Origin of the sequence: Pseudomonas sp. TH31 (assembly GCF_016650815.1) — a bacterium.
In the GTDB taxonomy this organism is placed as follows: Bacteria; Pseudomonadota; Gammaproteobacteria; order Pseudomonadales; family Pseudomonadaceae; genus Aquipseudomonas.
This window is the reverse complement of sequence record NZ_JAEKEZ010000009.1, coordinates 32,407-56,537: the sequence shown is the minus strand read 5'-3', so window position 1 is coordinate 56,537 and position 24,131 is coordinate 32,407. Positions and strand designations below refer to the sequence as shown.

Sequence of the window (24,131 nt, the reverse complement as noted above, 5' to 3'; positions counted from 1 at the left end):
CCGTAGGAGCTGCCGAAGGCTCGGGCCGCGTTCGGACGATCTTTTGATCTTGATTTTCGACGATGCTGAAATCGGTAAAGATCAAAAGATCGCAGCCTTCGGCAGCTCCTACGGGGGTTTAGTCGATATAGGCAGGTGTCCTGGACGCCGTGCTGCTTTGTCTGACGCGCTCCTAGAAAAATCCTGACCCATTGAAATCCCGCCGCAACCGCCAGCCGCTGCTCCCTGTAGGAGCTGCCGAAGGCTGCGATCTTTTGATCTTGATTTTCGACGATGCTGAAATCGCAAAGATCAAAAGATCGCAGCCTTCGGCAGCTCCTACGGGGGTTTTAGTTGATATAGGCAAGTGTCCTGGATGCCGTGCTGTTTTGTCTGACGCGCTCGTGGAGAAATCCTGCCCCATTGAAATCCCGCCGCAACCGCCAGACGCTGACTGGGCTCGTTGGCCGAAGCTGTCGTCAGGTAAAACGTATTGCCAGGCAGGCTTTCGAGCAATACCTCCAGCGCCGTCGCATGAGGCCTTTCCCCGAATACTCGGTGTTGGCCCAATAACCCACGACATAGCGATTGCGACCGCCAGGCTTGAGGCCAATACAGCCAATAATCGCCCGCCCTTCATCCGCAACGATAAAAAACCGCCGCTCACCGGTTTCGCTGGCGAACTCATCGACCGATCGCAACATGAAAGCCCGCGCTTCATCCTCGCTGATGTAAGGCCTGGCCCAAGGCAGAAACTCGCAATGCGCCGCAAAACGTGCATTTAACGCATTCAAGAAACTACGGTTTGCCCGCCCTCCCGCGGGCTTTTTTTGCCCACTGATTCCCTCGCCCCCCGTAGGAGCTGCCGAAGGCTGCGATCTTTTGATCTTGATTTTCGACGATGCTGAAATCGCAAAGATCAAAAGATCGTCCGAACGCGGCCCGAGCCTTCGGCAGCTCCTACGGGGGTTTTAGTCGATATAGGCAGGTGTCCTGGACGCCGTGCTGTTTTGTCTGACGCGCTCGTGGAAAAATCCTGACCCATTGAAATCCCGCCGCAACCGCCAGCCGCTGACCCCTGTAGAGCTGCCGAAGGCTGCGATCTTTTGATCTTGATTTTCGACGATGCTGAAATCGGTAAAGATCAAAAGATCGCAGCCTTCGGCAGCTCCTACGGGGGTTGAGTCGATATAGGCAGGTGTCCTGGACGCCGTGCTGCTTTGTCTGACGCGCTCCTGGAAAAATCCTGCCCCATTGAAATCCCGCCGCAACCGCCAGACGCTGACCCCTGTAGGAGCTGCCGAAGGCTGCGATCTTTTGATCTTTTGATCTTGATTTTCGACGATGCTGAAATCGGTAAAGATCAAAAGATCGCAGCCTTCGGCAGCTCCTACGGGGGTTGAGTCGATATAGACGGGTGTCCTGGACGCCATGCCGATGTGCGAGTCCTTGGGCTATCGCTGATGCAAATCACTCCCCCATCCTCCATAGGGTGTACCATCAATATCTGTCAATCGGATATCAGTTAGCCATGTCCACGCTAAGCGAAGAGAGCCGCCAGATCGTAGCTTCTCTGGCGCACCGTGTTGGTCCCAACGCTGACACCGCAAGGATTGCACAAGCGATCGTTTCAACCTTGCACGATATGGACGCCGCCCTTACGCCCATCATCGGCCAGCAAGGGGTCGTCGCGCTGTACCGCCGCAGTCTCCTCCTGTGCGCCTCCACTCATCCGCGTCTGGCCGGCACCTATGACAGTGTGCAGGCTGCGCTGGATCTGATTGCCCTCAACTCCGTACTCGTCGAACAAAGCGAAGTCGATGCACTGTTTTTCGGTGAAGTGCTGTTGACCACGTTTTACGAGTTGCTGACTACGTTGATCGGGCCTTCGCTCACCGCACGTTTGCTTCGTGGCATGTGGGAACCTTTTTTGAGCGACACCCCTTCGCAGGAAATTTCGCCATGAGCACCAAAGTGACTATCAACCGCCTGGCCACCGGCGTGCCAGGACTGGACGAGGTGCTGGGCGGAGGTTTGCCGGAGTTTTCGTTCAACCTGATCGCCGGCCCGCCTGGCTGCGGCAAAACCACCCTGGCGCATCAGATGATGTTTGCCCTGGCGACCCCTGAACGCCCGGCGCTGTTCTTTACCGTACTCGGCGAACCGCCGCTGAAGATGCTGCGTTATCAGCAGCAATTCGACTTTTTCGACAGCGAAGCGATCAATCAGTCGATTCGCTATATCAACCTGGCCGACGATACCCTGGCCGGGAACCTGGACGAGGTGCTGCGGCGCATCGTCAGCGAGGTGGAGGCGCACTCCCCGTCGCTGGTGTTTGTCGATTCGTTCCGCTCCGTGGTGCTGGCCAGCCAGACCCAGGACAACCCGAACAACAACCTGCCGCAGTTCGTTCAGCAACTGGGCATGTTGATGACCACCTGGCAGGCAACAACCTTCCTGATCGGCGAATATTTCACCGAAACCGATACCAACCCGATTTTCACCGTCGCCGACGGCCTGATCTGGCTGCGCCAAAGCGTCGAGCGCAACTCGATGGTGCGCAAGATGGAAATCATGAAGATGCGCGGCCAGCCGACATTGCCGGGGCTGCACACCTTCCGTATCGCCACGTCGGGGATCAAGGTCTTCGCGCCGGCGCCACGCAACCTGGTTGACGCGCCGCTGGAGTTCCCGATCAAACGCCTGAAAATGGGCGTACCGCAGCTCGACGAGATGCTCGGCGGCGGCCTGCCTCGGGGTTACTCGTTGCTGGTGGCCGGGCCGTCGGGTTCGGGCAAAAGCATTCTGGCGTCGACCTTCCTGGCCGAAGGCGCGCGCAATGGCGAAACCGGCGTGATCGCGGTGTTCGAGCAACGGCCTAACCACTCACAAAATGCCACATTGGCCGGTTTGATCCGCAGCGGCCAGGTCAGTTTGGTCGATAGCCGGGCGCCGGATCTGTCCATCGACGAGATCGTCCAGTTGCTGCTCAGCGAGATCAGCCGACTGAAAGCCACTCGTGTGGTGATCGATTCGCTGTCGGGCTTCGAACTGGCGCTGGCACCGACCTTTCGCGAGGACTTTCGCGAGTCGCTGTCGCGCATGGTCACCGCGCTGACCGGTGCAGGGGTCAGCGTCTTGATGACCTCGGAGCTGGAAGACCGCTACACCGACCTGCGTTTCAGCCCTTACGGCACCGCGTTTCTGACCGACGCGATCATCGTTCAGCGCTACATTGAAGTGCAGAGCCGCTTGTTGCGGATCATGGCCGTGGTCAAGGTGCGGGCCAGCGCTCACTCCGATGAATTGCGCCTGTACCGCATCGACGATAAAGGCTTGCAGATCGGCGAGATGTTACCGGATCAGGAAGGGTTACTCGGGGGCCGGCCAACCCGGCGGCGTCTCGGCAAAGAGGAGGCATAAGCACAGATCATGACGGAGGCCAATGGCACGAACGCACAAACGATGGCTACAGCCGCTCGTGAGTTGTTCCTGCTCGGCCAAAAAACCGTCGAGGCCCGCGCGGTGCTGGCGGCCCTGCAAAAAGAATTGCGCGACACCAACACCCGACTGGTCGGCGTCCAGCAAATCGAACTGCTGGTCGAAGCCAATGAGCAATTGGTGATGGCGATTCTGACGGCGCAATCGGATGCGGAAAAACCCCTGCGCACACAAGCAGAACAAAAACTCTTCATGGAGATGCGCGAGGCCAACGCGCAATTGGTGGTCGCGGCCCTCAGCGCGCAAAACCTGCAGGCCTCGGCCGAACACACGCTGGCGCAGCAGCGCAACATCCTCACGCTGGTCGCCCATGAACTGCGCAATCCGCTGACGCCCATCAGCATGATCGCCGGGCGGCTGGTGCGAGTGCCCAGCGAAGAGCTGCCGCGCATGCAGGCGTTGATCGAAAGCCAGGTGCAGCACATGTCGCGGCTGGTGGACGACTTGCTCGATGTGTCCCGCGCCAGCACCGGCAAACTGCGCCTCGATCGCCGTATCGTCGACATGGTGCAGATCATCCACGGGGCGATCGACGTGTGCAGCCCGTTGATGAACACCCGCCACCTGCACTTCACTGCCGACCTGCCGAGCTGTGCACTCTCGGTGGACGGTGACCCGGTGCGGCTCACACAGATTCTCGGTAACTTGCTCGGTAACGCAGCCAAGTACACGCCACCGGGCGGCCATGTCACGCTGTCGGTCACGGCCAGGGACCAGGTGCTGGAAATGAGCATCTGCGATGACGGCATTGGCATTTCCGACCAGGCGCTGCCGTTTATCTTCGAACCGTTTGTGCAGGACGTTCATGCTGTCGGCTTCAACGGCGCCGGCCTGGGCATAGGCCTGACGGTGGTTCGTGAGTTGGTGGAGGCCCATGGCGGCACCGTGGTCGGCATGAGCGACGGCGATGGCCAAGGCAGTACCTTTATCGTGACGTTGCCGCTGGCGGTTTGAGTTTTCCCGCCGGCCACGCAATGCTTGCGCTTCGACCCCGCGACCCGGAGCGCCTCAATGCCGCTGCTGACCCTGCCCTGCCATCGCCTGACCCTGGCGGTGCTCGACCCTGAACAGGCGGCGCTGGAAAGCGACTTCTACCGGCGCAACCTGAGGCATCTCGCCCGCTGGTCGCCGATTCGCCCCGCCGACTACCACAGCACGGAAAACATCCGCCCGCGTCTTGAGGTACAAGCCAGCGCGTTCCAGGCCGGCCTGGCGGTGCATTTTGCGTTGCTGGCCCCGGACAGCGGCCAGATGATCGGCGCGTGCAACTTCAGCGGTATCACTCGCGGGGCGTTTCAGGCCTGCTACCTCGGTTACCACATCGACGAAGCTCATCAAGGCCAGGGCTTGATGCAGGAAGCCCTGGAAGCGGGCATTCGCTACATGTTCGAACAGCAAAGCCTGCACCGGATCATGGCCAATTACATTCCTGGCAATGCACGCAGTGCGCGGCTGCTGGAGCGCCTGGGATTTGAACGCGAAGGCTATGCCAGGGCCTATCTGAGCATCGCCGGGCGCTGGCAGGACCATGTGCTGACGGCGCTGGTCAATCCGTCGACCAATGTCGACTACCGCTAAGCGCTCGTGGTGTCATTGCGCGACGACTTGTTGCGCGACGTCGGGCAACAAACACCCCTTGGCCATCCACTGGCACTCCCTGGCCCAGAGATACCCGGTTTCCGGGGTGCCGCGGTCGTCGTAGTAGGTCAACCGCAGTTGGCTGGCGCTCATGTCAAGTTTGGCAAAACCGGCGCGGCCAGTGGCAAACGAGGTGTCCTGCGCGCCGGCGCCAACGGCGTAGAGCTTCTGCCCGCCGGCCCCGGAAACCACCCAGGCCGGCTCGGCAGCACGTAACAGCAGTTGCTGATTGTGATCGTGGCCAGCGAGGAAGACGTCGACCTTGTTGCGTTGCAGCGCGGGCAAGAGCGTGGTGACCAGGTCCGAGTCTTCACCGTGTTCGCCATGATTGCGCACCGGGTGATGGGCGGCGGCAATTCTCCACACCGGCTGCGGCCCAGGTTGCTGGAAGGCCTGATCAAGCAGGTCGATCTGCTGCTGAAAGGCTTCACGGGGCGCCGAGGTGTCGAGGAACACCATGCGCACCAACGGGCGTCCATTGACGTTGCCAAAATCCTTGACGTAGAAATTGCTCGGCATCTGCCAACGACCCGAACCCTTGTGCCGTTGGCCATATTCGAGTTCGACCTTCTGCGACACCGGGTAATCGTGATTGCCCAGCACCGCGTAGAACGGCACATGACTCAACCATTTCCCCCAATAGACGCGCTCGAATTTCATCTGCCAGCTCAGGTCGTGGGTACTGGTCAGCGATTTGCCATAAAAGTTGTCGCCCAACAACACCACCATATCCAACCGCCCGTCTCGGGCCGCGACCCGTTCCATGGCCTGCCCGACTCGCCACTGTTGCAGGTTGCCGCTGCCCTGGTCACCCAAGGCGATCATCGACACGGCCGAAGGGTCCAGGCCACTCAACGGAACATACGGCGATGGCGGGGTGAACATCCAGTAACCGACAATCGCCACGGCGATCAGCAGGATGCCCCCGGCAATGCCTGACCGGCGAGCGGCTTTGCCGGGAACAAAACGTCTGGCGGCAGGCGATGAAGTCTTGGTACGTTTCAATCAAGGGCTCACTTGGCATGGCCAGCCAGGTATAAGGGGAAAGCGCGGGCTAACGTGTAGCGTTAATAGATCACACCGGTTGTTCACACTTTGTTAAGAAATCGCCCCGTATACTTTTTCCAGCCCGTTTTTTTACGGCCCTCTTTCTTCGGTAGCCAGAACCTTATGTCGCGTCCTGCCCCGCTGCTTTTCCTGCTTGGCTGTCTGCTGTTTTTCTTCGCACTTGGCAATCATCAATTGCAAGGTTCTACCGAAGCCGGGTTGCCGGGATCGCCATGGAAATGCACCTGGATGACGACTGGGTGACCCCCGTCTGTTCGGCGAACCGTTTCTGGAGAAACCGCCCCTGAGCCTGTGGCTCGATGCCGGGGCAATCCGCGTATTCGGCGGCACGCCGTGGGCAGTGCGGCTGGCGTCGGCGTTTGCCGGGTTGTTCAGCGTGATGGTGCTGTATGCGATGCTGCGCCGGTTTGGCCGGCCAAAGGCGATTGCCTGGACCGCCGGGATCCTGCTGGCGACCATGGCCAGCTACTGGAGCAACGTGCGCGGTGTCGGTGAAGACGCCTTGCTCGCCCTCGGCGTGACCATGGCGCTGTTGGCGTTTTTCCAGGGGCAACGACACTCCACGGTCGGTAACGCGCTGCTGTTCGTCGCGGGGATTGCCATTGCGACGCTGAGCAAAGGCGTGCTCGGCCTGGCGATGCCGGGGGTGGTGATCTTCGCGTTTCTGCTGGCCGAGAGCCTGATGGACAAACGCCTGAAAATCGCCGACTGGCTGCGCCCCGGCCTGTTGACGCTGATGGGGTTGATTCCGCTGCTGATCTGGCTCGCCGTGCTGTATCAACGCGGCGGCGCGCATGCCCTGGGCGAAGTGCTGTTGACCAACAGCGTCGGACGCTTCAGCGGCTCCTTCGTCGAAGCCGGGCATTACGAACCCTTCTACTACTACCTGGCCAAGCTGCCGGAAGCGTTCCTGCCCTGGAACATTCTGGTGTACCTGGGGCTGTGGCACTTTCGCAAAAGCCTGATGGCCAACCGTTACTTGCTGTTTTTCACCCTGTGGATCCTGGCGCAGTTCGTCATGCTGTCGTTGGCGTCGAGCAAGCGCACGGTGTACCTGATGTCGATGACGCCCGCCGCGGCGGTGATTGCGGCGGAGTATGCACGCGTCCTGTTCGAGCGGCTGAAGGCCCGTGAAGGCGCCTCAACCTTGCTCGGCCGCATCGCCCGACACCGGCAAGCGTTGGCCGCCGGTTTGCTCACGGTGGTGATCGCCAGCTACCTGGCCGCTGCCCAGTGGGCCATGCCCCGGGCCGACGTCGAGCTGTCCTTCCTGCCGCTGACCGAGCAGATTCAGACGCTGCAGACCAATGGGCAGGAAGTCGCCCTGTTCCAGGCCAATGAACGGCTTGGCGGCGCCACCGTGTTCTACACCCGGCATGTGCTCAAGGGGCTGGACACCGAGCAACAGTTGCATGCGTTTCTGAAGGCATCACCGACCAACGTGGCCGTGATGTCCGGCGAAAGCGAACCGGCAGCGCCATTGAAGGTGCTCAAGGTGATGATGGTGGGGCGCCAGGCTTACTACTTCGTAGGGGAGTAAGTCCTCCCGGCGGTTGTCAGTCATACCGCGTTATCGTTCTTCGCGAGCAGGCTCGCTCCCACATAGGAATGCATAGCCGTGTGGGAGTTGCTGGCGAGTGACTTTGCGTGGCTTCTGGAAGGTCCGCAGCGCAGTACTATGCTGGAGATTCAACAGATCATCATGCTGGGAGAACTGGCGGTGAATCGAGTGCTGGATAACCTCCAGCAACAGAAGATCTTTTGATGTTAAAAACCCGCCATCCCTCGCAAGGATGGCGGGTTTTGTCGTTCCAGGCTGTCTGAATCAGCCAGCCGTCTGCGGCTGCGCAACCCGCTCGAACTGCTCATGCTTTTGCAGCGCCGGCTGCTCCAGCCGCGCTCGTCCGTAGAACGCCAGTGCCGTCAGCAAACACGCCAGCCACACGAAGATCCCGGCCCAGAAGGTGTGGGACATATAGTGCCAACCTTGCAGGACCCGTGTAGTGCCGTAGATGAAGCCGAGCAACAACGAACCCCACATCAGCGCTTTCGAGAAGCGCCAGCGGTAACGACGGGCCACGAAATACAACGCGAGCATGGTGAAGCCGCCCGAAGCATGTCCGCCCGGCCAGCAGCGTCCGTCGCCGGCTTCCTTGAACAACTGGAAGTTGTTGTACCACTCCACGTGGGCGAGTTTTCCGCCATACAGGGTCGTTTCAATCGGGCAGTACACGCTGGTGTGCGCCTTGAGGAAATGGATCACGCCGGTGCAAATGGCAAACGCAAACACCACGAACAGGAAATCCCGACGATGCCCGTTGGCAAACCGCAGTACCGGGGCGACGTTGCTGCGTTCCAGAAAACCACCGAGTCGCGGGTGCCTTTGCGTGTTGATCAGCGGCCAGACAAACGACAGGATCGCGCCGATCAAGGCGATTTCAGCCGTCCAGTTCGGAATGATGCGCGCCCACTTGTGGGTCAGCTTTTCGAAGAAGTGAACCTTGTCCAGCGGGAAGGACTGGGAGAGCGGATCAAACAGCAGGTTGCTGAAGGTGATGTCGATTTTTGTCATGTCGAACATCAGGAAAACCACGGCCGCGCAGGCCAGTGGAATACCGAAGTTCACCCAGTAAAAGCGGTATGGAGAAGCCGTCTGCATCATTCATCCTGAGTCAAAAATATAAAGGCCGCCTACCGAAAATACCGATCAGTTAAGGCACAAAACCCTGTGGGAGCGAGCTTGCTCGCGATGGCGCACTGATAGGCAACACACCTGCTGAATGTTAAACCGCTATCGCGAGCAAGGAATGTGCTGCTCAACACCTTACATGATCGGCACAACCTATCGGGTCGTCACCGAGCGCCAGTCAGAGGCCTCGATGTAGCCGAGAATGGACGGCGCTTGAGGTGTTTCGGTGGAAACGAACAGCGAGGCACCGTAACCCAATGTGGACGTCGAAACATTCATGCTTTTTTCAAGTTCCGACATGCATTCGCTGTGGGTCACCAGAATCAGGTTCCTGCCGGGCACTTTGTGCGCCAGCGCGTCGCGCAACATGGTGCCCTTGCAACTGATCAACCAGTCTTCGCCCACGCCTACCGAGTTGAACATATAGCCGGCGGTCTGCGCCGTACGCAACATCGGGCTGTTGTAGATATCGGCCTTGGCCAGGCCCAGGCGTTCGAAGTGTGAACCGACAGCCACCGCGACACCGCGGGAGCGGTCGGTGATGCCATCGTTGCCGCCCAGGCAGGCGGCTGTGGAGTGATCGCAACGCTCGACGTGGCGCACCAGCACGATCATGTCGCCCTTGGCCCAGCCGGATAACAACGCCTTGGCGCCGGCCACATTGCCATGGGCCAGATCCGGCACGGCGGCGGGCCGCAACAGCCAGAGGGTCAGCGGAATAACCAATAGCGAAGCTGCCAGCACGACGATGGTGTTTCGATAACGAGCCAAACGGCTCAGGTTAATCGAGCGTTTTACCCCGAACAGACTCAGTCTCAATTCCACCTCAAGCCGCCTCGCCGGCATGCCGCACCTGCCATTCAAGGCGATGAGGGTAGGGAGGCGTGCGTCAGCGACAAGTGAAACAATTGTGAAAAAAAGCTTAAGCCTCTAAAAATCTTGTTACAGAATCTGTCCTACAAAAACCTTTCAGCTCTCGCAATTGCTGCCGATACAGGTCTGCAACACACCTTGCTGGCACCTAAAAACAACAATCTTCCAGCCAACTGACGATCAAGAAACACAACGTTCCTGGAGCAATTGTGATGAATAGCTGGTTCGGCAATATCAGCGTGAACCTGAAACTGGGCCTGGGATTCGGCCTGGTCCTGGCACTGACCTGCGTCCTGGCCCTGACCGGCTGGACCAGCCTGGGCGGGTTGATTGACCGCAGCAACTGGATGAGCGACATCACCCAGCTCAACGCCGGTCTGACCAAGCTGCGTGTGGTTCGTCTGCAATACATGCTGACCAACGGCGACGAAACCGCCGCGCAAAATGTACAGACCACCCTCGACAGTTTTGTGGCTCAGCAAACCGCGTTGCTGGGCAGCTTCAAAAACCCTGAAAACGTCAAAATGCTCAAAGAGCAGGCCGCGACCATTGCCGCCTATCAGACGTCCCTGAACAAAATGCGCAGCGCCTACCGCACCGGCAACAGTGCTCGCGACGCCATGAGTGTCAACGCCGAGGCCGCCAACACACTGATCAATACGATCGATACTCGCGTGCGGGAAATGCCGATGAGCGATCAGCGCTTCGAACAATTCCAGGCCATCACGGCGGCCAAGGAAGCGTTCATGCTGGCCCGCTACGAAGTGCGCGGCTACACCGCCAGCACCAACGCCGAGACCGAGCAAAAAGCCGTCGGCCAACTGGACGCGGCCATCGCCAGCCTCAAGCCACTGAACGTGCATTTCGCCGACACCCAGCAAGATGCCCTGACTCAGCTGGGCACCGCGCTGAGCAACTACCGCGGCGCCTTGCAGGCTTACAAGGCTGCCAGCAACGATGCCGTGCAGGCGCGTAAGGAAATGACCGACCAAGGCAATGCCATCGTCGACCTGAGCGACAAGCTCTATCAATTCCAGCTCGACCGTCGTGACGCCGAAAGCGCCCAGGCCCGCACCCTGCAGTTGATCAGCACCTTGCTGGCGTTGCTGGTGGGCGTGATTGCCGCCGTGGTCATCACCCGTCAGATCACCGGCCCGCTGCGCGAAACCATGACCGTGGTCGAGCGTATCGCCAGCGGCGACCTGTCCCAGGACGTCAACGTCACCCGCCGCGATGAACTCGGCGTGTTGCAGCAAGGTATTGGTCGCATGGGCGTGACCCTGCGGGACCTGATCAGCGGCATCCGCGACGGGGTCACCCAGATCGCCAGCGCAGCCGAAGAGTTGTCGGCCGTGACCGAGCAAACCAGCGCCGGGGTCAACAGCCAGAAGATCGAAACCGATCAGGTGGCCACCGCGATGCACGAGATGACCGCCACGGTGCAGGAAGTCGCGCGCAACGCCGAAGAAGCCTCCCAGGCAGCCGCCGCTGCGGATGGCGAAGCTCGCGAAGGCGACAAGGTGGTCAACGAAGCCATCGCCCAGATCGAACGCCTGGCCACCGAAGTCGCGCGCTCCACGCAAGCCATGAGTGTGCTGCAACAGGAAAGCGACAAGATCGGCAGCGTCATGGACGTGATCAAGGCCGTGGCCGAACAGACCAACCTGCTGGCCCTCAATGCCGCGATTGAAGCCGCCCGTGCCGGTGAAGCCGGTCGTGGTTTTGCCGTGGTGGCCGACGAAGTCCGTGGGCTGGCCCAGCGCACGCAGAAATCCACCGAAGAAATCGAAGGCCTGGTGGCCGGTCTGCAGAACGGCACCCAACAAGTGTCGGCGGTGATGAACAACAGCCGCGCCCTGACCGACAGCAGCGTGGCGCTGACCCGCAAGGCCGGTGTATCACTGGAAAACATCACCCGCACGGTGTCGAACATCCAGTCGATGAACCAGCAAATCGCCGCCGCTGCCGAACAGCAAAGCGCCGTGGCCGAAGAGATCAGCCGCAGCATCATCAACGTGCGCGACGTCTCCGAACAGACCGCCGCCGCCAGCGACGAAACGGCTAAATCCAGTGTTGAACTGGCACGGCTGGGTGGTCAGTTGCAGCAGATGGTCAGCCACTTCAGGGTCTGATATTCACTTTGCGGTGAATGACAGAACCATTCGCGGGCAAGTCGGGTCGCCGCATCGCTCGCTCCTACAGGCTTTAGGTGTGCCGCAGATATCGGCACAACATAAATCCTGTAGGAGCTGCCGAAGGCTGCGATCTTTTGATCCTGACAGTCTCGAAGATCAAAAGATCGCAGCCTTCGGCAGCTCCTACAGGGATTGCGCCGTACGCGAAGAGGAATGCGTTGTGCACTCACCAGAAAAGTTCTCCGAAAGCGCCACGCCGAGATGGCTTCCTTGTGTATTCACTCACGGCTGTACACCGCCCCCTGTAGGAGCTGCCGAAGGCTGCGATCTTTTGATCCTGGCGGTCTCGAAGATCAAAAGATCGCAGCCTTCGGCAGCTCCTACAGGGATTGCGTCGTACGCGAAGAGGAGTGCGTTGTGCACTCACCAGAAAAGTTCTCCGAAAGCGCCACGCCGAGATGGCTTCCTTGTGTATTCACTCACGGCTGTACACCGCCCCTGTAGGAGCTGCCGAAGGCTGCGATCTTTTGATCCTGACAGTCTCGAAGATCAAAAGATCGCAGCCTTCGGCAGCTCCTACAGGGATTGCGTCGTGCGTGAAGAGGAGTGCGTTGTGCACTCACCAGAAAAGTTCTCCGAAAGCGCCACGCCGAGATGGCTTCCTTGTGTATTCACTCACGGCTGTACACCGCCCCTGTAGGAGCTGCCGAAGGCTGCGATCTTTTGATCCTGGCGGTCTCGAAGATCAAAAGATCGCAGCCTTCGGCAGCTCCTACAGGGATTGCGCCGTACGCGAAGAGGAATGCGTTGTGCACTCACCAGAAAAGTTCTCCGAAAGCGCCACGCCGAGATGGCTTCCTTGTGTATTCACTCACGGCTGTACACCGCCCCCTGTAGGAGCTGCCGAAGGCTGCGATCTTTTGATCCTGACAGTCTCGAAGATCAAAAGATCGCAGCCTTCGGCAGCTCCTACAGGGATTGCGCCGTACGTGAAGAGGAGTGCGTTGTGCACAAAAGGGATTGCGTCGTGCGCGAAGAGGAATGCGTTGTGCACAAAAGGGATGGCGCCGTACGTGAAGAGGAGTGCGTCGTGCACAAAAGGGATGGCGCCGTATGTGAAGAGGAATGCGTTGTGCACTCACCAGAAAAGTTCTCCGAAAGCGCCACGCCGAGATGGCTTCCTTGTGTATTCACTCACGGCTGTACACCGCCCCCTGTAGGAGCTGCCGAAGGCTGCGATCTTTTGATCCTGACAGTCTCGAAGATCAAAAGATCGCAGCCTTCGGCAGCTCCTACAGGGATTGCGTCGTACGTGAAGAGGAGTGCGTTGTGCACAAAAGGGATTGCGTCGTACGCGAAGAGGAGTGCGTTGTGCACAAAAGGGATTGCGTCGTGCGCGAAGCAAACGTCAGGCCGGGTAGCCGGTGATCTTGCGAATGCTTTGGTACAACGGCTTGAGCTGTCGGTACATACGCAGGTAGACCTCCTTGTACAGTCGTTCATAAACCTGCTGTGCCTCGGGCTGCGGCATGAACACCTCGCCAACCCGGTCATGGCCGCCATCGCCGTGGGGAAGTCCGCGTGCAACCCAAGCCCGACCGCGCAGCAAATGGCCGCTCCCAGACCGGACGCTTCGTAGACATGCGGACGCTCGGCCGGCAGGCCGAAAATGTCAGCGGTGAGCTGCATCGCGGCATCACTCTGGGAGCCACCACCGGCGACTCGCAAGCGCTTGATCGAGACCTTCGAACGCCTCTCGATATTCTCCATGCCCTGACGCAAGGCATACGCCAAGCCTTCGAGGATCGCCCGATAAATATGCGCACGGGTATGCACGTCGCCGAAGCCGATCATCGCGCCTTTGGCCTCCACACCCGGCTCGCGAATGCCGGGCGACCAGTAGGGTTGCAGCATCAGGCCCATGGAGCCCGGCGGCACGGCGTTGACCAGCGCGTCGAAGAGTTGTTCGGGCTCCACGCCCTGCGCTTTGGCCTGCTGCATTTCCCGCAGGCCGAACTCGTTCTTGAACCAGCTGACCATCCAGTAGCCGCGATAAATCATCACCTCGCAGTTGTATTGATCCGGCACCGCAGACGGGTAAGGCGGAATCAACGGGACGATTTCCAGGTAGCGCGAGCGGGTGCTGGTGATGGTCGCCGTGGTGCCGTAGGACAGGCACACCGTGTCTGCGTCGACCACGCCGGAACCCACGACTTCGCAGGCCTTGTCGGCACCGGCAGCAATCAGCGGCAAGCCCTCGGGAATGCCGGTGTGGCGGCTGGCCTCGGCGCTGATGTAGCCCAGGGTTTCACCGGGTTTGTGCAGCGTAGGCAATTGCCCGGGACGCACCGCCAGTGCCTGCCACTTCCAGTCGGCGGGCGCGGCCCAGCGCAGGCGCTTGAAGTCGAAGGGCAGGTAGCCGACGCAACAGCCCACCGAGTCGACAAAGCGCCCGCACAGCCGATGGGTGAGAAACCCCGAGAGCAGCAAAAACTTGTCGGTCGCCGCCCACACTTCAGGCTGGTGGCGCGCGATCCAGTTGGCCTCGGCCTGAGCACGAAAATAATCCACGGTGGCTTGCGCACCGACCAGTTTGAACAGCCAGCCCCACGGCCCCTTGATCCGGCCTTCGACTTCGGCCTGGCGTTGATCGAGCCACAGGATCGCCGGGCGCAGCGGCTTGCCTTGGGCATCGACGTTGATCACGGTGCCGCGCTGGGTAGTCAGGGATACGCCGGCAATCTGTGCACGGTCGATGCCGGTTTGCTGCCATAACTGCTGGCAGGCCTCCCCAGCTTCGCCCAGTAATACTCCGGGTCCTGCTCGGCCCAGCCAGGTTGTGTCGAGTAATAGGCCTGCAACTCGACCTTGCCTTTGCCCAGCAGATTGCCCTGCAAGTCGAAGAGCAGCGCGCGCACGCTCTGGGTCCCATTGTCGATGGCCAGCAGGTAACGCTTGTTCGGGTGGTTATCCATGGAGCTCTCTTCAATGGGCATGCGCTGATCTTGAAAAACGGTAGTCCCTGTAGCAGCTGTCGAGCGGAGCGAGGCAGCGTTCGGCTGCGAAGCAGTCGTGAATGCGTGATTGCGTGATTGCGAGGACTTCGTCCTCGGACGCTGCCTCGTTTCACTCGACAGCTGCTACAGGCTGGGTCCCATTGTCGATGGCCAGCAGGTAACGCTTGTTCGGGTGGTTATCCATGGAGCTCTCTTCAATGGGCATGCGCTGATCTTGAAAAACGGTAGACCCTGTAGCAGCTGTCGAGCGGAGCGAGGCAGCGTTCGGCTGCGAAGCAGTCGTGAATTCGTGATTGCGAGGACTTCGTCCTCGAACGCTGCCTCGTTTCACTCGACAGCTGCTACGGGCAAACCATGATGGCGCTGCCACAGCGCCCGGTAACGCTGCAGCTCCTGCTGCCAATGCTCATCGTCCCAGCCCAGTCGCGGCTGGCAGAGCTGACGAATGGCCGCCAAGTAATCCTCGCCACCCTGCGGCAGTAACAGGCCCAGACGGGTCCGACGCAGCAGCAGGTCATCCAGGTGCAGGACCATTTCCGTGTCGCAGGCAAAGGCCAGTTCCGCCCACAAGGTGTCAGTGGCGCCGACGCTGTCATGGCCCAACTCGGCGATCAGTTGCGCCAGCCTCGGCAGGTCACGGCCATGCCGTCCGGCCAGGCGCCGCCATTGACGGCCACTGAGCCCGGCAATCGCCAGCGGCGGCACGCCGGTAAACACCGGCGCGCCGTCATCACTGAAGGCGCGCCCGAGCATGGTCGCGCAGGCCTTGAGTACTTCGATGGCCTGCGGGCGAAAGGTGGTCAGCTTGCCGCCGGCCAGGGTCACGCAACCAGGCTCCAGCCACAGCACATGCTCGCGGGTTTCACTGGACGGTTTGCCCTGCTGCTCACCCGCCGCGCTGCCCACCACCGGGCGCACGCCCGACCAGGTCGATAACACATCGGCGGCGACCACTTCAGCCTGGGGAAACTGCTGGGCACAGGCGGCCAGCAAATAGTCGAGTTCCTCGGCGCTGATGCTCGCGCTCAGGTCCAGATCCTCTTGATGATCGAGGTCCGTGGTGCCGACCACCGTGGCGCCTTCCCAAGGGAAAACAAACACCGGTCGACGGTCGCGCTCGTGCAGGAAGGTGAACGCCTGCGCCACGGGTAGCCGCCAGCCCGGCAGCAACAAATGACTGCCACGCAACGGGCGCAACTGATGCGGGGCATCGGACGGCCGCAAGCGTTCGGCCCAGGCGCCGGTGGCCACGGCCAACACACGACAACGCAATTGCAGTGACGAACCCACCTCGCAGTCCTCGACCTGAACCCCGCACACCCGCCCCTCTTCACGCAGCAACTGCTGCACACGCACGCCGTTGAGCGCCACGGCGCCGTCGGCCCGCGCCTCGCCCAAAACGCGCATCACCAGGCGGGCGTCATCGGTCAGTGCATCGACAAAACAGGTGCCGCCCAGCAGGTCATTTTGCTTCACCCCCGGCGCGAGATAGCCCAGTTGCTGCGCATCATGGAAGCGATGACTACGCCGCCCGGCCAGTGCGTCATAGACGCTCAACAAACCACCCAGCAGCCGCGGGCCGGGAAAGCCGCCACGGTAATGCGGCATCAGGAAACTCATCGGTTCCACCAGCCCCGGCGCTTCGTCGAGCAGGCGCTGGCGCTCGCGGACCGAATCGCGGGTCAGGCGCCACTGGCCCTTGGCGATATAACGCAAACCGCCATGAACCATTTTCGAGGAACGGCTGGACGTGCCCCAGGCGAAATCGCGCTGTTCCAGCAGCAGGCAGCGCCAGCCACGCCGTGCGGCTTCGCGCAGGATGCCGGCGCCGCTGATGCCGCCGCCGATGACGATCAGGTCCCAGGTTTCAGCCGCCAGCGTCGGCAGCACGTGCTGGCGCCACGCCGCATTCCAGTCGAGGCTCATGCCGGTCACTCCTGCAACAGCGTGCCAGGGTTCAGTCGCCCGGCCGGATCGAAATGCCGACTCAGTGCCTGCAAGGTGTCCATCGCCAGCGCGCCCTTCTCCCGCAGCAGATAGGGCGCATGATCCTTGCCCACGCCATGCTGATGACTGATGGTGCCGTGGTTGTCGACGATGGTCTGGCTGGCGGCCTGCTTGAGCGCCTGCCAGCGAGCGAGGGTGGCCGCGTAGTCCGCTGCCGGGCGAAACACATAGGTGGTGTAGATGCTCGAACCTTCGCCATAGACATGGGACAGGTGCGTGAACACATGCACCCGCTCGCCTTCAGCGGCCAGGGCGTCGCGCAGGCTGTTTTCGACCAGGCCGAGCAGGTTGTCGACGTTGCTCCAGTCGGTGGCGGTTTCCAGGGTGTCGACCACATAACCGGCGTTCCACAGGTTCTCGCGCAGGTAGGGAAACCGGAAGCGGTTCTGCGCCCACTTCTTGCCGAGCAAGGTGCCGGTGAAGACGCCGCCGAAGGCTTTCAGGTGCTGCCGGGCCTGACTCAGGGACAGGGCATTTTGCCGGCGATTGCCGGTCACACCGAACGTCAGCAGGCATTTGCCCACACCGGCGCCACGCAGGGCCAGGTACTTTTCCAGCCAGGCAATTTGCTGCGGATGACCGGCCAGCGCCAGCTGGGTTTCGGTTTCCACCGCGTTGGACAAGCGCAGCATCGACAGCGGCACGCGGGCCTGGGCCAATTGGCGAATGGCTCGCAGCGCCTGTGGCCAATCGGGCAGAAACACTCCGTAGAAACGCTCATCGGCCGGTAGCGCGCTGACCCGCACGTTGACCTCGGAAATAATCCCGAAACGGCCTTCACAGCCCAGCACCACCTCGCGCAGATCGGGACCGGCGGCCGAGGCCGGGAAGGTGGCGATGTGCAAAGGACCGGCAAAGGTTTCCAGGGTGCCACCGGCGAACAATTGCTCGATTCGCCCGTAGCGCAGCGACTGCTGGCCACTGGATCGGCTGGCGACCCAACCGCCCAGGGTCGACAGTTCCCACGACTGCGGAAAATGCCCCAGGGTGTAACCACGGGCGCGCAACTGACTTTCCACCTGCGGCCCCGTCGCGCCGGGACCAAAGGTGGCCAGCAGGCTCTGTTCGTCAAGGTCCAGCAGGCGATTCATGCGGGCCAGGGACACCGTCACCACCGGCCGCGCGGAGTTCGGCGGATTGATGTGCCCGGCCACCGAGGTGCCGCCGCCATAAGGAATCAGGCACAAGTCCTGCGACTGGGCGAGCGCCAGTAGCTGGCGAATCTGTGCGGCACTCTCGGGGAAGGCCACGGCGTCGGGATAAATCCCCGGGGCCCCTTCGCGTAACGCCAGCCAGTCCGGAAGGCTCTGACCGCGCGCATGCAGCAGACGCTCATGCGCAGCCACGCTGTACAAAGGATGTTCCTGCAATCGCGAGACCGGCACGCGGGCCAAGGCCGTCTCGAGCGTTGCATCGGGCAGCGCTCGACCGGCACCGAGCCGTTCAGCGAGAAATCCCGCGCCCTGAGCCGGCAGCTCGACCACCGTGGTTGCATCTCCCCAGCCGTTCCAGCGTCGCATGCGTGTGTCCTTCAGCGGTTCTGATCAGTGATGTTTCAGAACTCCATACTAGTCAGCTGTCGAAAAGTGTCACGGTCGCATCCGGCCAGTTCGAGTAGCCAATTGAGTCAAATGTCGCGCAAACGTCGCCCATTTACTTTAGCGGTGGTTTCAACTTACCTTTCAGGGCATTCATCCGCACGTGCGGGCCTTGATCAAAGGATCATCGATCATGCAATCCCTGGGCTTCACCTCGGTCCCTGTGCTGCTCAAATACTTGCGCCATGCCGAACAACTGGGCGTGGCCATCGAGCCGGCGTTGGCGGCGGCCGGGTTGCAGGCCCGGCAGTTGAGTGACAACAGCCTGCGATTGCCGGGCGAAGCCCATGAACGGTTGCTCGATTATTTCTGCGAACATTCGGGCGATCCGCTGTTCGGCCTCAACGCCGCGCGTTTTGTGTTGCCCAACTCCTGGAGCGTGCTGGGTTACATCACCATGAACTGCGCGACGCTGGGCGATGCCATGAACCGCATCATGCCGTTCGAAAAGCTGGTGGGGGACATGGGGGTCAGCCGCGCCGAGGTGCAGGACAGTCACGTGCACCTGATCTGGACCTGCCGCCATCAACGGCCGCGAATCCGCCGGCACCTGGTGGAAAACGTGCTCGGTTCCTGGCTGCAATACGCGCGCTGGATCGCCGATACCCAGCTCTCGCCGGCCGCCGTCTGGCTCGAACATCCACGCCCGGCCGACACGACGCTGGCGCAGTACGAACAGTTCTTCGACTGCCCGGTGCTGTTCGACCAGCCTTATTCGGCACTGCTGGTGCCGTTGCCCTATTTGCAGATGCCCTTGCGCCAGGCCGATCCGCAATTGCTGCGCACCCTGGAAGAACATGCCCTGGGCTTAATGGCCACGCTGGAGGACGCGTCACTGCAGCAGCGGGTCAAAAACATCCTGCGCCAGTTGCTCAAGGAAGGGTTGCCGCGCAAAGAACAGGTGGCCGAGCAGTGCGCCGTGTCGGTGCGCACGCTGCAACGCCAACTGCATCAGGCAGGCACTTCATACCAGCAGATCCTCGATGACCTGCGCCAGGAACTGGCCGAGCATTACTTGCTCAACAGCACTTTGCCGATTCAGGACATTGCCCAGTACCTGGGTTTCACCGAACCCCGTTCGTTTCACCGTACGTTCAAAAGCCGCCGCGGCATGCCGCCCGGCGAGTTTCGCCAGACCCATCGCGCGCCAGACGCAGGCTGAAACTCAAACGCAAATCGCATTGGTAAATACCAACCGATTGCCGAACGGGTCGGTCACGGTCAGGTCCTGGCTGCCCCATGGCATGGCCTGGATCTGTGGCTTGGCGTAGGTGTAATCCTTGGCGGTCAATTGCTGCTGGAAGGCTTCCAGTTCATCGGTCTCGATCCGCAGGGCCGAACCCGGCGTGGCGTCGCCGTGGTGTTCGGACAGGTGCAGCACGCATTCGCCCCGGAGACTTGCAGGTACAACGGGAAGTTGGCTTCGAAACGGTGCTGCCAGTCGACCTTGAAGCCCAGGAAGTCGACGTAAAACTCCACGGCTTTGCTTTCATCGAAGATCCGCAGGATCGGGGTGGTTTTGCCGAAGCGCATGGGTTGCTCCTGATTGAAAAGACCCAGTGTAGCTGGGCTGGATTATTCGGGGGCGCCTAAAGATCGCAGCCTTCGGCAGCTCCTACGGGGGTTGTGTACACCCGAAGTTTTCATGTTGTACGCAGCTGCGGTCTTTTGATCTTGGCCTTTCATTTTCGGAATATTCGGGTGCGCCTAAAGATCGCAGCCTTCGGCAGCTCCTACGGGGGTTGTGTACACCCGAAGTTTTCATGTTGTACGCAGCTGCGGTCTTTTGATCTTGGCCTTTCATTTTCGGAATATTCGGGGGCGCCTAAAGATCGCAGCCTTCGGCAGCTCCTACGGGGGTTGTGTACACCCGAAGTTTTCATGTTGTACGCAGCTGCGGTCTTTTGATCTTGGCCTTTCATTTTCGGAATATTCGGGGGCGCCTAAAGATCGCAGCCTTCGGCAGCTCCTACGGGGGTTGTGTAGACCCGAAATGTTCATGTTGTACGCAGCTGCGGTCTTTTGATCTTGGCCTTTCATTTTCGGAATATTCGGGTGCGCCTAAAGATCGCAGCCTTCGGCAGCTCCTACGGGGGTTGTGTACACCCGAAGTTTTCATGTTGTACGCAGCTGCGGTCTTTTGATCTTGGCCTTTCATTTTCGGAATATTCGGGTGCGCCTAAAGATCGCAGCCTTCGGCAGCTCCTACGGGGGTTGTGTACACCCGAAGTTTTCATGTTGTACGCAGCTGCGGTCTTTTGATCTTGGCCTTTCATTTTCGGAATATTCGGGGGCGCCTAAAGATCGCAGCCTTCGGCAGCTCCTACAGTGAACGCGTACAACATGATATTTGCGGATGTACACAACCCCACGTAGGAGCTGCCGAAGGCTGCGATCTTTTGGGAAGGCCGGAAATATTCCGAAAATGCTTCGTCCAACGACGGGAACTGTATCGACTAACGTTCATTTGCAAACACACCTCAAGGAGGGCAAAGGAATGCCTGTTGCAGCAAATGGATGTCACCTGCGCAAAGCTCGTTTTTCTGAATCCGGTCGTATCTACCTATTGACTGCCGTCACGGAACAACGTCAACCCGTGTTCGCTGATTGGCGGTTGGGGCGGCTTCTGGTCGATCAACTGCGCCATGCTGATCAAGCCTCGTTGATCACGTCCATGGCCTGGGTCGTGATGCCGGATCACCTGCATTGGTTGGTGGAATTGCATCACGGCACGTTGGCCGAGCTGATGTGCCGCATCAAGTCCAGAAGCAGTCGATCAATCAATCTTGTGCGACGCAGTCAAGGCCGGTTATGGCAACGAGGGTATTACGATCGCGCGTTACGTCGTGATGAAGATATCAAGGATGCGGCACGTTACATCGTCATGAATCCGCTGCGTGCGGGGCTAGTAACGCGAGTGGGTGATTACCCTTTGTGGGACGCCATTTGGATTTGAAAGGTCAAGATCAAAAAATCACAGCTGCGTACAACACTAAATTTCGGGTGTACGCCCCCTGTAGGAGCTGCCGAAGGTTCGGGCCGCGTTCGGACGATCTTTTGATCTTAAAACCCCACACGCAAATCCCCTTCCCGCGCCAAAAACCGCCCTTCCCTCCTGCCATTCGCCTGCCCATCGACATAGCTCAAAACACCGTTGACCCAAACCCCGTCAATCCCTTCCGCCGCCCGTTGCGGATCATGGAAATCCGCCACGTCGCGAATGGTCAGCGGATCAAACAACACCAGGTCCGCCCAATGCCCTTCGCCAATTACACCGCGTTCCTTCAAGCCAAAACGCGCCGCCGACAACCCGGTCATCTTGTGCACGGCGGTGTGCAGCGGAAAAAGCCCGACGTCACGGCTGAAATGTCCGAGCACCCGTGGGAACGCGCCCCACAAGCGTGGATGCGGAAACGGGTCTTCCGGCAAACCGTCGGAGCCGACCATCGACAACGGATGCGCGAGGATTCGCCGCACATCCGCCTCGTCCATCCCGTAGTACACCGCACCGGCCGGTTGCAGGCGCCGGGCGGCGTCGAGCAACGGCACGCCCCACTCGGCGGCGATGTCGATCAAGTCACGGCCGCCCAGCTCCGGATGCGGCGTCGACCAGGTGATGGTGATGCGATGCGCGTCGGTGACTTGCTTGAGGTCGAGGGTCGAAGAACTCGCGGCGTAGGGATAACAATCGCAGCCCACCGGATGGGTTTTCGCGGCGTGTTCAAGGGACGCCAACAGCTGCGGACTGCGGCCCCAGTTACCGACGCCGGCACACTTGAGGTGGGAAATAATCACCGGGGCTTTGGCATGACGAGCGATCTGGAAGGCTTCGTCCATGGCCTCCAGCACCGGTTCGAACTCACTGCGCAAATGGGTGGTGTAGACCGCGCCGAATGCGCTCAGCTCTTCAGTCAGTTGCATCACTTCATCGGTGGATGCAGAGAAGGCACTGGCGTAGGCCAGGCCTGTGGATAAACCCAACGCGCCCGCCGCCAGACTGTCGCGCAATTGCTCGCGCATCGCGCTGATTTCCTCCGGCGTGGCGCTGCGAAACAGGTCGTCGAGGTGATTGCTGCGCAACGCCGTATGGCCGATCAGCGCCGCCACGTTCAGCGTGGTGTTGGCCGCTTCGACAGCGGCGCGGTAATCGCTGAAGCGTGGATAAACAAACGCCGTCGCCGGACCGAGCAGGTTCATCGGATCCGGCGGATCGCCGCGCAAACTGACCGGTGAAGCGCTGATCCCGCAGTTGCCGACGATCACCGTGGTCACACCCTGGCTGAGCTTGGGCAGCATCTGCGGCTGGCGGATGACCACCGTGTCGTCGTGGGTGTGGACGTCGATGAAACCCGGCGCCAGCACCCGGCCGGCGGCGTCGATTTGTTCAGTGGCGCGAGCGTCGTGCAAGTCGCCGATGCGCTCGATGCGCCCGTTTACAATCGCCACGTCAGCGGGATAACCGGGGCGGTTGCTGCCGTCGATAATCAGAGCGTTGCGGATTAGCGTGTCGTACAACATGTCAGTCTCCCGGCAGCGGCTCGGCGTCAGCTCCTGCCCTTGATCAAATGGTGATCGAATCCTTGCTCCACCAGGTAGCGCCAGGCTAGCTGGACATCCTCGGGAATCACCTGCTCGGCCTGAAAGCCCAGCGAAGGGTAAACCATGATGCGGTGCACATCGCCGACCATTTCGTCGATCAGCCCCAGGACTCCGATCAGGTTGCTGACCTCGCCGGGAAAGCTGAACGACGGCGCATCCACGCAAGCCTCAATCCCGGGCCACTGAACGGGCAAGGTCAACGCCACGCGCCGGATCGAGTTCGGCTTGGTCAGGAATGTCGCCCGGCGCACGTAGGGAAACAGCGCCCTGGCAAACGCGATGTTCTCGGCAAAGTTGGTGGCGCGCGATTCCAGGGTGAATTGATCCGCCGAGACCCCCAGCGCCATGGCCCGTTGCGCGAAAATATCGGCTTCGGTCCTTTCCCACAAATGCTTCGTCCAGTTGCCGGTATTGCCGGTAAACAGCAGATGCGGGGCGACGCCTTTTTCAGCAACTCACAGGCGTAATCACACACCCGCAAATCGTATGACCCGCAGACGACAATCAACTCACAATCGCGCTGTTGACGCCCTGCGCCGAGGAAGTCCCAGAGGACGGTGGCGTGTTGCAGTGTGGGCGTCATGAGCAAGCCATCCGTTGCGCCGCGTGCCGACCGATGAACAGGCCGCCGTCAGCATAAGTGTGTGTACCTGACTCGGTCAGCGAAACCGGTAGCGCAAAGAAATCGGCACACAACTGCGCGGCGCCGTGAGTGGTCAACGATTGATCATCGCCAATACCGTGGTGTCGCGCGACGGTGGTCCAGGCGAACTCAATCACTTCGCGAGACTGGATAAGCACACCATCCATATCAAAGCAGACGGCGGTAAACATTCGTTGTGTCATGAGTTGAACTTCGCATCCTCAGGTGTGCAATAAATGCCCTGAGTAAAGACCTGAATATCCTGCGGTGCCTGATCGCGAATAAACCGCATGATTGCCGAGTAATACGCGGCAAAACTGAAGGCATGCAGGCACTGCCCCAACAGGATCACCGACATCGCGTCACTGTTGGAATACCGTCGGT

The 24,131-nt window shown here is 60.4% G+C and carries 17 protein-coding genes and 5 pseudogenes; 9 read left to right on the top strand and 13 right to left on the bottom strand.

Annotated features, from left to right (window positions below):
• Positions 1-458: 458 nt before the first annotated feature.
• Both JFV26_RS06755 and JFV26_RS06750 read right to left on the bottom strand, forming a co-directional pair.
• Positions 459-902, bottom strand: coding sequence for a GNAT family N-acetyltransferase (locus tag JFV26_RS06755; protein WP_242487756.1), 444 nt, complete (start codon positions 900-902; stop codon positions 459-461).
• Positions 903-950: 48 nt separating this feature from the next.
• Positions 951-1,346, bottom strand: a complete 396-nt coding sequence (locus tag JFV26_RS06750; protein ID WP_207203870.1) for a hypothetical protein — start codon at positions 1,344-1,346, stop codon at positions 951-953.
• A gap of 164 nt (positions 1,347-1,510) precedes the next feature.
• Here JFV26_RS06750 and JFV26_RS06745 point away from each other — a divergent pair, with 164 nt between their 5' ends.
• From JFV26_RS06745 to JFV26_RS06730, 4 genes are read left to right on the top strand one after another with little or no spacing between them, the layout of a single operon-like run.
• A complete protein-coding gene (locus JFV26_RS06745; RefSeq protein WP_242487755.1) occupies positions 1,511-1,945 on the top strand; it encodes a hypothetical protein in 435 nt (144 codons plus the stop codon).
• On the top strand, positions 1,942-3,402 hold the full coding sequence (locus JFV26_RS06740) for an ATPase domain-containing protein (protein ID WP_201190830.1): 1,461 nt from the start codon (positions 1,942-1,944) through the stop codon (positions 3,400-3,402). Before JFV26_RS06745 ends, JFV26_RS06740 begins: the two co-directional genes overlap by 4 nt.
• Positions 3,403-3,444: 42 nt before the next feature.
• Entirely contained in the window at positions 3,445-4,434 is a 990-nt protein-coding gene (locus JFV26_RS06735) for a sensor histidine kinase (RefSeq protein ID WP_242487754.1), read from the top strand.
• 57 nt (positions 4,435-4,491) lie between these two features.
• A complete protein-coding gene (locus tag JFV26_RS06730; protein WP_201190826.1) occupies positions 4,492-5,058 on the top strand; it encodes a GNAT family N-acetyltransferase in 567 nt (188 codons plus the stop codon).
• A gap of 12 nt (positions 5,059-5,070) precedes the next feature.
• On the opposite strand, the gene JFV26_RS06725 is transcribed toward JFV26_RS06730, so the two are convergent.
• Complete coding sequence (locus tag JFV26_RS06725; RefSeq protein ID WP_242487753.1) at positions 5,071-6,123, bottom strand: metallophosphoesterase; 1,053 nt, start codon at positions 6,121-6,123, stop codon at positions 5,071-5,073.
• Positions 6,124-6,288: 165 nt separating this feature from the next.
• On the opposite strand from JFV26_RS06725, the pseudogene JFV26_RS06720 reads away from it, so the two are divergent.
• Together JFV26_RS06720 and JFV26_RS06715 are read left to right on the top strand one after the other, a co-directional pair.
• A pseudogene (locus JFV26_RS06720) lies at positions 6,289-7,726 on the top strand (ArnT family glycosyltransferase).
• A gap of 90 nt (positions 7,727-7,816) precedes the next feature.
• Positions 7,817-7,951: pseudogene (locus tag JFV26_RS06715) on the top strand (DUF6124 family protein); the annotation flags it as partial.
• Positions 7,952-8,011: 60 nt separating this feature from the next.
• Here the strand turns inward: JFV26_RS06715 and JFV26_RS06710 are convergent.
• On the bottom strand, positions 8,012-8,845 hold the full coding sequence (locus tag JFV26_RS06710; protein WP_201190824.1) for a phosphatase PAP2 family protein: 834 nt from the start codon (positions 8,843-8,845) through the stop codon (positions 8,012-8,014).
• A gap of 183 nt (positions 8,846-9,028) precedes the next feature.
• Complete coding sequence (gene pmrG / locus JFV26_RS06705) at positions 9,029-9,700, bottom strand: lipopolysaccharide core heptose(II)-phosphate phosphatase PmrG (RefSeq protein WP_201190822.1); 672 nt, start codon at positions 9,698-9,700, stop codon at positions 9,029-9,031.
• Positions 9,701-9,960: 260 nt separating this feature from the next.
• Here pmrG and JFV26_RS06700 point away from each other — a divergent pair, with 260 nt between their 5' ends.
• Positions 9,961-11,880, top strand: coding sequence for a HAMP domain-containing methyl-accepting chemotaxis protein (locus JFV26_RS06700; RefSeq protein ID WP_201190821.1), 1,920 nt, complete (start codon positions 9,961-9,963; stop codon positions 11,878-11,880).
• A gap of 1,411 nt (positions 11,881-13,291) precedes the next feature.
• On the opposite strand, the pseudogene JFV26_RS06695 reads toward JFV26_RS06700, so the two are convergent.
• The 3 genes and pseudogenes from JFV26_RS06695 to JFV26_RS06685 all read right to left on the bottom strand — a co-directional run bounded on the left by JFV26_RS06695 (position 13,292) and on the right by JFV26_RS06685 (position 18,427).
• Positions 13,292-14,858 (bottom strand): annotated as a pseudogene (locus JFV26_RS06695) (FGGY-family carbohydrate kinase).
• A 369-nt stretch (positions 14,859-15,227) separates the two neighbouring features.
• Positions 15,228-16,826: a glycerol-3-phosphate dehydrogenase/oxidase gene (locus tag JFV26_RS06690; RefSeq protein ID WP_201190819.1), complete on the bottom strand. Its 1,599-nt coding sequence runs from the start codon at positions 16,824-16,826 to the stop codon at positions 15,228-15,230.
• A gap of 5 nt (positions 16,827-16,831) precedes the next feature.
• A complete protein-coding gene (locus tag JFV26_RS06685; RefSeq protein WP_201190817.1) occupies positions 16,832-18,427 on the bottom strand; it encodes an FAD-binding oxidoreductase in 1,596 nt (531 codons plus the stop codon).
• 211 nt (positions 18,428-18,638) lie between these two features.
• Between JFV26_RS06685 and gliR the strand changes: the two genes are divergently transcribed.
• Positions 18,639-19,667: an AraC family transcriptional regulator GliR gene (gene gliR, locus JFV26_RS06680; RefSeq protein WP_201190810.1), complete on the top strand. Its 1,029-nt coding sequence runs from the start codon at positions 18,639-18,641 to the stop codon at positions 19,665-19,667.
• A gap of 3 nt (positions 19,668-19,670) precedes the next feature.
• Here gliR and JFV26_RS06675 read toward each other — a convergent pair.
• A pseudogene (locus tag JFV26_RS06675) lies at positions 19,671-20,038 on the bottom strand (glyoxalase superfamily protein).
• Between the two features lie 964 nt (positions 20,039-21,002).
• On the opposite strand from JFV26_RS06675, the gene JFV26_RS06670 reads away from it, so the two are divergent.
• Positions 21,003-21,461 (top strand): REP-associated tyrosine transposase, encoded by a 459-nt coding sequence (locus JFV26_RS06670; protein WP_201190809.1) that lies wholly within the window; start codon positions 21,003-21,005, stop codon positions 21,459-21,461.
• 107 nt (positions 21,462-21,568) lie between these two features.
• Here the strand turns inward: JFV26_RS06670 and JFV26_RS06665 are convergent, their stop codons facing one another.
• From JFV26_RS06665 to JFV26_RS06650, 4 genes and pseudogenes are all read right to left on the bottom strand, one after another.
• Positions 21,569-23,023, bottom strand: a complete 1,455-nt coding sequence (locus JFV26_RS06665; protein WP_201190807.1) for an N-acyl-D-amino-acid deacylase family protein — start codon at positions 23,021-23,023, stop codon at positions 21,569-21,571.
• A 26-nt stretch (positions 23,024-23,049) separates the two neighbouring features.
• Positions 23,050-23,687: pseudogene (locus JFV26_RS06660) on the bottom strand (YdcF family protein).
• Positions 23,684-23,938 (bottom strand): hypothetical protein, encoded by a 255-nt coding sequence (locus JFV26_RS06655; protein WP_201190805.1) that lies wholly within the window; start codon positions 23,936-23,938, stop codon positions 23,684-23,686. Before JFV26_RS06655 ends, JFV26_RS06660 begins: the two are co-directional and overlap by 4 nt.
• An 8-nt stretch (positions 23,939-23,946) precedes the next feature.
• Positions 23,947-24,105 carry an MFS transporter gene (locus tag JFV26_RS06650; RefSeq protein WP_242487751.1) on the bottom strand — a complete coding sequence of 53 codons (159 nt, stop codon included), beginning with the start codon at positions 24,103-24,105 and terminating at the stop codon, positions 23,947-23,949.
• Between the last annotated feature and the right edge of the window lie 26 nt (positions 24,106-24,131).